Genomic DNA, 6,912 nt, shown 5'->3' on the forward strand with positions numbered 1-6,912 from the left:
TAGACTCTGGTTCTCTTTTCACACTAAGATCAATTAGTACTAAAATACGTCTGTGTCCACTGATCTGGTCCTCCCCAACCATCCCCTCAGTTACGCCAACCTCACCGACCAATCCCTGCGCGTCAAAGCCGTCCAAGCGGCCGCCACCTACGACACCTCCGCTCTCATTCTGCTGCTCCACGCTTACCTCACCACCGCCAGCCGCAAAGGCGCACGAACCAGCCGCAAAACCTTCGACGCCTACACGCTCGCAACGCGCGATTTCGTGCCCTGGGCCCAGCACAGTGGTGTCCAACTCCTGCGCCCCGGACGCCGCGACGGTGGACGTTACCTCAGTCACCTCCAACAGCGCCCCACCTCAGGGAAAGGCAAACGTGGCGTCCTCGCCGCATCGACCGTCGCCCAATACACCGCTGGCGTGCGTGCCCTCTACCGTGCCCTCCAGTGGGCCGGAGCCACCGAAGCGCAACCATTCAGTGACGTTTACGTGCCCACCGACCCCACGCCAGGGATCGTTAAAAATCCACCGTACCTGACCGAAGTCGATCTCGTTCTCCCACACTGCGATGCTCCACTGGCCGCTCTGCTGTTCTTGTGCGCCCACGCGGGCTTGCGGGTCAGTGAAGCACTGGCAGTCAAACAAAGTGATGTCCAGGGAAAAATGCTGGTTGTTCACGGGAAAGGCGGCAAGGTTCGGCGGGTTCCTCTCGGCGCCCGGACCCGTCAGGCCCTTCAAAGGCTCATTCCCGTCAACGCGTACGGGCAGTACTTCGAGTGGGATTACGGCCAGGCGACCTACCGTGCCCGTAAGGCGTTCACGGCCTGCGGGTGTGAGTGGCGGGGCTTTCACGCGGCGAGGAAGCATTCCGGGACCCGGCTGTACCAGGCGACCAAGGATTTCACGCGGGTGGGGCTGTTTTTGGGCCACGCTTCGGTGGATACCACCCGCCGGTACATTGCAGTGCAGGACAACGATGTCTCACAGGAGGTTGAAGCATGGTAATGGGGAGGGTACTTTACCCCTCAGAAACATTCGGAGGCCCCTTCACGGCCTTCCTGTGAGGACGGGAATTCGTGAGGAGCGAGTGCTGGGTTCAATCAGGTTCAACAGGAGGTGGAACGTACCGAACCTGAATTGACCGGTCGCGCAGGAGCGCCAGGCCGAGCATCAGCCACACTGCGTGTTCTGCGGGGAGCTTTCGGCGACGAACCGAAGCAGTTCCCGGCGCTTCGAGCGCTTGGGTAATGAGTGCAGGATCGAGGCTCTTTGCAAAGGTGCCCTGGTGGTCGAGCGGCTGGTCGGGGGCCGTGGTGAACAGTGCGGTGCCGAGGTCCATCCTTCATCTTGACAGCATCCACACCCTCCCCTTATCCCTTAACTTACCGGCATTGAAGTTAAGGCAACACAACCTCTTAACTTACTGGCATTGCAGTTAAGGCAACATAACCCCGAAGTGGACTACCGGATCGCCAGGCCCAAGATGTACTGCACTCGGATGCGGATGTCTTCCTTTGAGTTCAGGTCGCGCGCTTCTAAGTAAGGCGTGGAGCCCTGGCGGTCGATCCGCAGGGGGCGGACTTCGTCGAGGCGGCGTCTGCCGTTGGTGACCCGGCTCCCATGCCAGCCTGAACTGACGTACTTCTCCTCGTGGTACTGAAGGAGGAGGTTATGTCCGTTGCGAATGGCTTCCTCCAGAAACTCACGCTTCTTGCGGGTATCGGTGAGCACCACTAGGTCGGTGGTCGCGCCCTGTACGGCCACGATTTCACGTTTCGGAGACAGACCCAGGGAAATCAGTGCGGCCTCGAAGGCGGGTTCTTTGCCAGGTTGCACCGTAAACAAGGTCGGGCCGAGGACGGTGCCGATCAGTTCCTTCAAGCTCGAATGCTGCGCGAGCGTCTGCGCCTGCGGATGTTGGATGAGCGTGACCGCCGCGACGCTCGGCGGCGTGACCAGACCACTCCAGACGCCCAGCTGGAGGCGCAGGGTGGCGGGCAAGTGATTTGAGCTGCGCGCCTCGAGTTCACGCAGGAACGAGTGAGGCAAGCTGCCAGGAATGGTCGGCTTGACGGTGTACTTCTGCGGCCCGCCAGCAACACGGCCGTCCAGCAACTGACGGGTCAGGAAATCGAGTTCTCCGGTCACACTGAAGGAGCCGTCGGCACTGAAGTTCAGAACTTTCTGTGGGCCCTGCTCGTAGTTCAGGACAGGAATGTGGGGCGCGATGTTCTGCCCCGGCTCCAGGATCAGCAGCTTCTCGCCCACGGCCCGCCCTCCTGCGCCAAGCGCGGCGTCCCGGTCGCTGCGGGTGGGATATTCCAGCAGCGTCACCCCCTGACGCAGGGTCACGCGTTCACGCCGCGCCGCCCAGTCCCAGAGAGTACTGCGGACGTTGGCACTCAGCGGTGTGGCCGAACCTGCCTGTAAGGCGTCCAGCACTTCCTCCATATTCAGTCCACTCTCCAGCGCGACATGCACACTTTCCCGCGTGAGACGGTAGGTCGCAGTCTGCGCATCGAAGCGGACTGCCTCCGCCGCGCGCAGGATTCGGAACTGGCGCGCCAGAAGGTGCGCGGGGTAAACCAGCAACTCGAAGTTGGGTTGCAGGATCCAAGCGGGTGGTGCTGGAACGGTGGCTGTTCCCGCGAGTGGGTGTTCAGGCGTGTGGTTGCCGGGTGCAGAGCCACTCAGCGCCGCACTTGACGTTACCACCGTTAACGTTCCGGTGCTCGACACATTCACCACGCCAAATTCACTCAGTGTGCCGCGCAGGGTCGCGGCTAACCAAGCGCTCCAGGCTCCAGGGTTGGGTCGCTGGCGGTAGTCGAGCACCTGATTGCGCAGCTCGGCTGGAGTCACCTCCTCCATCACGCGTTGCACTTCGCGCTCGGTGGTGGCGTGCGGCAGGTCGCGCAGCAGTTGGATCAGGCAGGCTCGAAGCGCCCCCGCATGAAGCAGGTGGTGCGTCTGATCTTCGGGCCGGCTGAGGCTGCCGAGTAGGGCGGCCAGGCGGCCCAGAAGGGCGTCAAGGCCACCTTCGTGCTGCGTCCACTCTTCTCCCAGGGTGGTCTGGATCCGTTTTCCGGTGGCGTCCAGGTGCGCCGCGCCCAGGTGCTGCGCCAGAGTCACCCACGCCTCAACATCACTGAGGGCTGGCAGCAGCGCACTCAGACGTCCCAGCGCCGTTTTGTTGTACGTTCCGCTCTGGGTGACGGCCAAGCCGCCCAGCAGGGCCAGGCCGCGGCGCACCTCCATCAGTTGCAGCGCCACCAGTGCGGCCGAAGGCGCACTGACCGTTTTCCTGGCAAGAGGTGCGCTCGTCACCGTGACCTTGGGCGGGGCCGCCTGCACTGGGGGCAACCGTGACAGGAGGCGCACGTCGGCCACCACCCAGGACGGCGGCAGGTCACGAACGAGCCGATAATGACCGTACGCGTAGGCATTTTGCAACCACGCATTCGGAATGGACGCCGGGAACAACAGGCCGTCGGCAAACAGCGTCCAAATCAGGTCTGCTCCGGCAAACTCTGCGCCCCTGTACCCCTCGAACAGGTTCGGCGAGGAGGGACTGATCTTGACCGGAGGCGCACTCAGGCCGCGCAGCCGTGCGAAGGTGTAAAGCGCCCAGCCGTCCATCGCCCCGCCGCAGCGCCGCACCTCACCCAGCAGCTGAAGTTCGGTGGGATGCAGACGCGCGACCAGTGCGTCAAGACGTTCGGAACTGACCAGGGATCTAGTCAGTGCGTCCAGGCTGGCGACCTTGCTGCTCAGGCCCTTTTCACCGCTGTAGCGTTTCGCCACCCGGTTGAGGTGACTCGTACCCAGCAGGTCTGCCAGCTGCTCCAGGCGCGGCGGCGAAGCCGTCTGGGTCATCCGCCCACTACCTTCGGCAGGTGGCCCGCCTTGCGGAGCACTTCTAGCACTTCCTTCTCGCTGCCTGGGGTGAGCAGGGCAACGGTTGGCGCGAGCCGCGACACGACTCGCGCGGCCAGGCGGACATCGAGGAGTAGCGCGTCCAGGTCAGCGCTGTCCTGCACTTCAAGAACACTTAGCGGTCGGTGGGCCACCACCTGCACACCTGGGGGCAGCGTATCCGGGAGCGCTGAAGCTGCGGGTTTGGCCGCTGTAGGCGGACGGCCACGTTTCTTGGGAACGTCGGTCATGGATCCTCCGATGCTGAAACAATGGGGGGGCGGACCCTCCACGACCAGGATGACAGGCGCATCTCAAACGGTATGCCCATCCAGGATGGCGTAAGCGTACCCCTGCTCGGCTAGAAACAGCTGCCGGTGGTGCGCGAAGTCTTCTTCGCTGGTTTCGCGGCTGACCAGGGTGTAGAAGTGCGCGGCCCGGCCGTCGGCCTTGGGCCGCAGCAGTCGGCCGAGGCGCTGGGCCTCCTCTTGACGGGAGCCGAACGCGCCAGATACCTGAATCAGCACCTCAGCGTCCGGTAGGTCAAGCGCGAAGTTGCCCACCTTGGACAGAACCAGGAGCTTGACGCGGCCCTCCCGGAAGGCCTGAAAGAGGCGCTCGCGTTCCCGCTGAGGCGTCTTCCCGGTGATGACGGGAGCGTCCAAGTCAGCGCCGATGAGTTCCAACTGATCCAGGTACTGCCCGATGATGAGCATCGGCTGCCCCACGTGCCGCGCCATGACCCGTTTCAATACGGTGCGCTTGGCGGGATTTTCAGCGGCGACGCGGTGCTTGTCGCGGTCCGGGGCGACTGCATATGTCAGGCGTTCCTCGGGCGGCAGGAGCAAACGGACTTCTGTGCAGGTGGCCTGCGCGATCCAGCCCTGCGCCTCCAGGGTCTTCCAGGGCTGGTCATAGCGCTTGGGACCGATCAGCGCGAAGACGTCACCCTCACGTCCATCCTCGCGGATCAGGGTGGCGGTCAGGCCCAGACGCCTGCGGGCCTGCACCTCGGCCGACAGACGAAACACCGGGGCGGGCAGCAGGTGGACCTCATCGTAAATAATCAGGCCCCACTCGGAATCTCCGATCAATGCCATGTGCGGGTACATACGGTCATCTCCGTTCAGCTGGCCGCGCCCGCGGTGCGTCAGCATCTGGTAGGTGCACAGCGTCACCGGAGCCAGCGGTGTTCCCGCCACATACTCTCTGACGTCATCTGGCATCAATTGCGTTTTGCTCAGGAGTTCGCGGATCCACTGGTTCACACTGGTGCGGTTGGTGGTCAGGATCAAGCTCCGCTGTCCGACGAGACTCATGGCGACCATCCCGACCACCGTTTTCCCGGCCCCGGGTGCGAGTACGACCACGCCCGAACCACCCTTTTGGCTGCCCGCACGGTAGAACGCTTCCGCCGCTTCGCGCTGGTACTCACGAACGTGGAGGGCCGCTGAGAGCGGTACGGTAAAGGCGTCCCCATCAGTGTACCCGGCCTGATCGTCCACCGGCCACCCAACCTCGATGAGTGCCTGCTTCAGAACGCCACGGTGCGCTGCCGGAACCGTCACCACGGTCGCTGACATCACGTCGCCCAGCAGTGGTCGGATGGCCTGATGGCGCATCAGTTCAGTCAGCAGCGCTTCATCACCAGCGATCACGGTCAGCAGGAGCGCGGAGTCATAGGGTTCCAGCCGCACCCGGCCCCAGCGGCCCGCCAGCTCACGGATGTCCGCAGCGACATTGTCGGGCAGCGGGAACTTGGCGTGTCGGGCGAGGGCGTCCACCATGTGCCCCGCCGTCATTCCCGCACTGGCGGCATTCCACAATGACAGCGGCGTAACCCGGTAGGTGTGCAGGTGCTCCGGACTGCTGATCAGTTCTGTAAATGGCGCAATCTCCTGCCGCGCCGCCTTGGCACGCGGATTGAATGCTTCCAGGAATACACTGCGATCCGCTTGTACAATCAAAGGATTCAACGGATCAAATACCACGGGTCAATTTTGACACCTCAGCATCTGGGAGAAGCACCTTGATTTCGCGTCCCTTCCTTAATCCAGTAGTCCGGAAGGTTTTCGCAAAATTCGTGCGTGTGCAGAACGGCGAATGTGAAAGGCCCAAACGGGCCCTCGACACGTACGTCACGGACATTGGGGAATCATATGGTGACTGAAGGTCAGCTGTGTCTGGACCGCACGCTGTCGAACGTCTTGACGGCAGGTGGTGGGAGTTGGTCGGCCGGAAGGGTGCTCCAGTCTGTCTCTATCCAGTCCAGACCAACGGGGAACGCGGGGAAGTCGTGTTGACGGACGACCGGACAAAAGGTGGCTGAGGTCGCGACGGCAACCTCATGGCCCGCTGACTGCAAGGCGAGCGCTAGAGGAAGCAGGGGGAAGAAGTGGCCGTACGCCGGCTGGATAGTCAGGAGAACTCTCAACTGTCCTCTCCTTTCCGAAGGACACTTCGGGTCAACGCGATTTCATCAACAGGGAGATCAGCGGCCCAGGTACGTTCCATGCTACCGGCTGCTCGCCATTCATCAGTGGTACCCACGGCGGGCTGAAGATTGCTGAGGCGCTGGCCTTAACCTGAGCCAACCTGGAAGGCAACAGCCTGACGGTAAAGCACGGCAAGGGCAGAAAGCTGTGCCGGGTGACGTGCTCGCCTACGCTGAGAGCAGCGTCCGAGAAGTGCCACAGGGATTTGCCCGCTAACTCACAGTCATTGAGCATGGGATGCTCAGGCATCAGAGCCCGCCCTATATGTGTCGGTGATGTCAAGTATGTTCTTCAGCTGTGATCCAAGGGTCACCCTCTTATGGGCCGAGCCAAGTTCCCTCTCCCATAAAGACATGTTCTGGTCCAGCCGGAGAGAAGGTAGCAAGGAGACGTGATGGCTGCGGTCCTCAGTACCTGACAACTTTGGTTTGAGGCTGTCCTAGACGGGGAAACTGTCAATTCCCTCTTGTCCCTCGACAAGGACGGCGAAAAGCGGTGAGTTGA

General features: G+C 62.4%; 5 protein-coding genes. 1 reads left to right on the top strand and 4 read right to left on the bottom strand.

The features are described 5' to 3' along the window. The first annotated feature begins 52 nt into the window (after nt 1-52). Entirely contained in the window at nt 53-1,003 is a 951-nt protein-coding gene (locus GUI70_RS19640) for a tyrosine-type recombinase/integrase (protein ID WP_237725057.1), read from the top strand. A 91-nt stretch (nt 1,004-1,094) separates the two neighbouring features. On the opposite strand, the gene GUI70_RS24070 is transcribed toward GUI70_RS19640, so the two are convergent. From GUI70_RS24070 to GUI70_RS19660, 4 genes are all read right to left on the bottom strand, one after another. After that, nucleotides 1,095-1,337 carry a transposase domain-containing protein gene (locus GUI70_RS24070; protein WP_202630527.1) on the bottom strand — a complete coding sequence of 81 codons (243 nt, stop codon included), beginning with the start codon at nt 1,335-1,337 and terminating at the stop codon, nt 1,095-1,097. A 122-nt stretch (nt 1,338-1,459) separates the two neighbouring features. Continuing rightward, nucleotides 1,460-3,874, bottom strand: coding sequence for a helicase-associated domain-containing protein (locus tag GUI70_RS19650; RefSeq protein WP_161884004.1), 2,415 nt, complete (start codon nt 3,872-3,874; stop codon nt 1,460-1,462). Next, the gene (locus GUI70_RS19655; RefSeq protein WP_161884005.1) at nt 3,871-4,164 is read right to left on the bottom strand and encodes a hypothetical protein; all 294 of its coding nucleotides are present in this window, start codon (nt 4,162-4,164) and stop codon (nt 3,871-3,873) included. Before GUI70_RS19655 ends, GUI70_RS19650 begins: the two co-directional genes overlap by 4 nt. A 63-nt stretch (nt 4,165-4,227) precedes the next feature. Next, entirely contained in the window at nt 4,228-5,904 is a 1,677-nt protein-coding gene (locus GUI70_RS19660) for a DNA repair helicase XPB (protein WP_161884006.1), read from the bottom strand. Nucleotides 5,905-6,912: the final 1,008 nt, after the last annotated feature.

The organism is Deinococcus alpinitundrae (genome assembly GCF_009982895.1).
In the GTDB taxonomy this organism is placed as follows: Bacteria; Deinococcota; Deinococci; order Deinococcales; family Deinococcaceae; genus Deinococcus; species Deinococcus alpinitundrae.

What these genes read in the sequence shown, in the direction of transcription:
- GUI70_RS24070 (WP_202630527.1), bottom strand. Translation starts at nt 1,337, where the DNA reads ATGGACCTCGGCACCGCACTGTTCACCACGGCCCCCGACCAGCCGCTC.
- GUI70_RS19650 (WP_161884004.1), bottom strand. Translation starts at nt 3,874, where the DNA reads ATGACCCAGACGGCTTCGCCGCCGCGCCTGGAGCAGCTGGCAGACCTG.
- GUI70_RS19655 (WP_161884005.1), bottom strand. Translation starts at nt 4,164, where the DNA reads ATGACCGACGTTCCCAAGAAACGTGGCCGTCCGCCTACAGCGGCCAAA.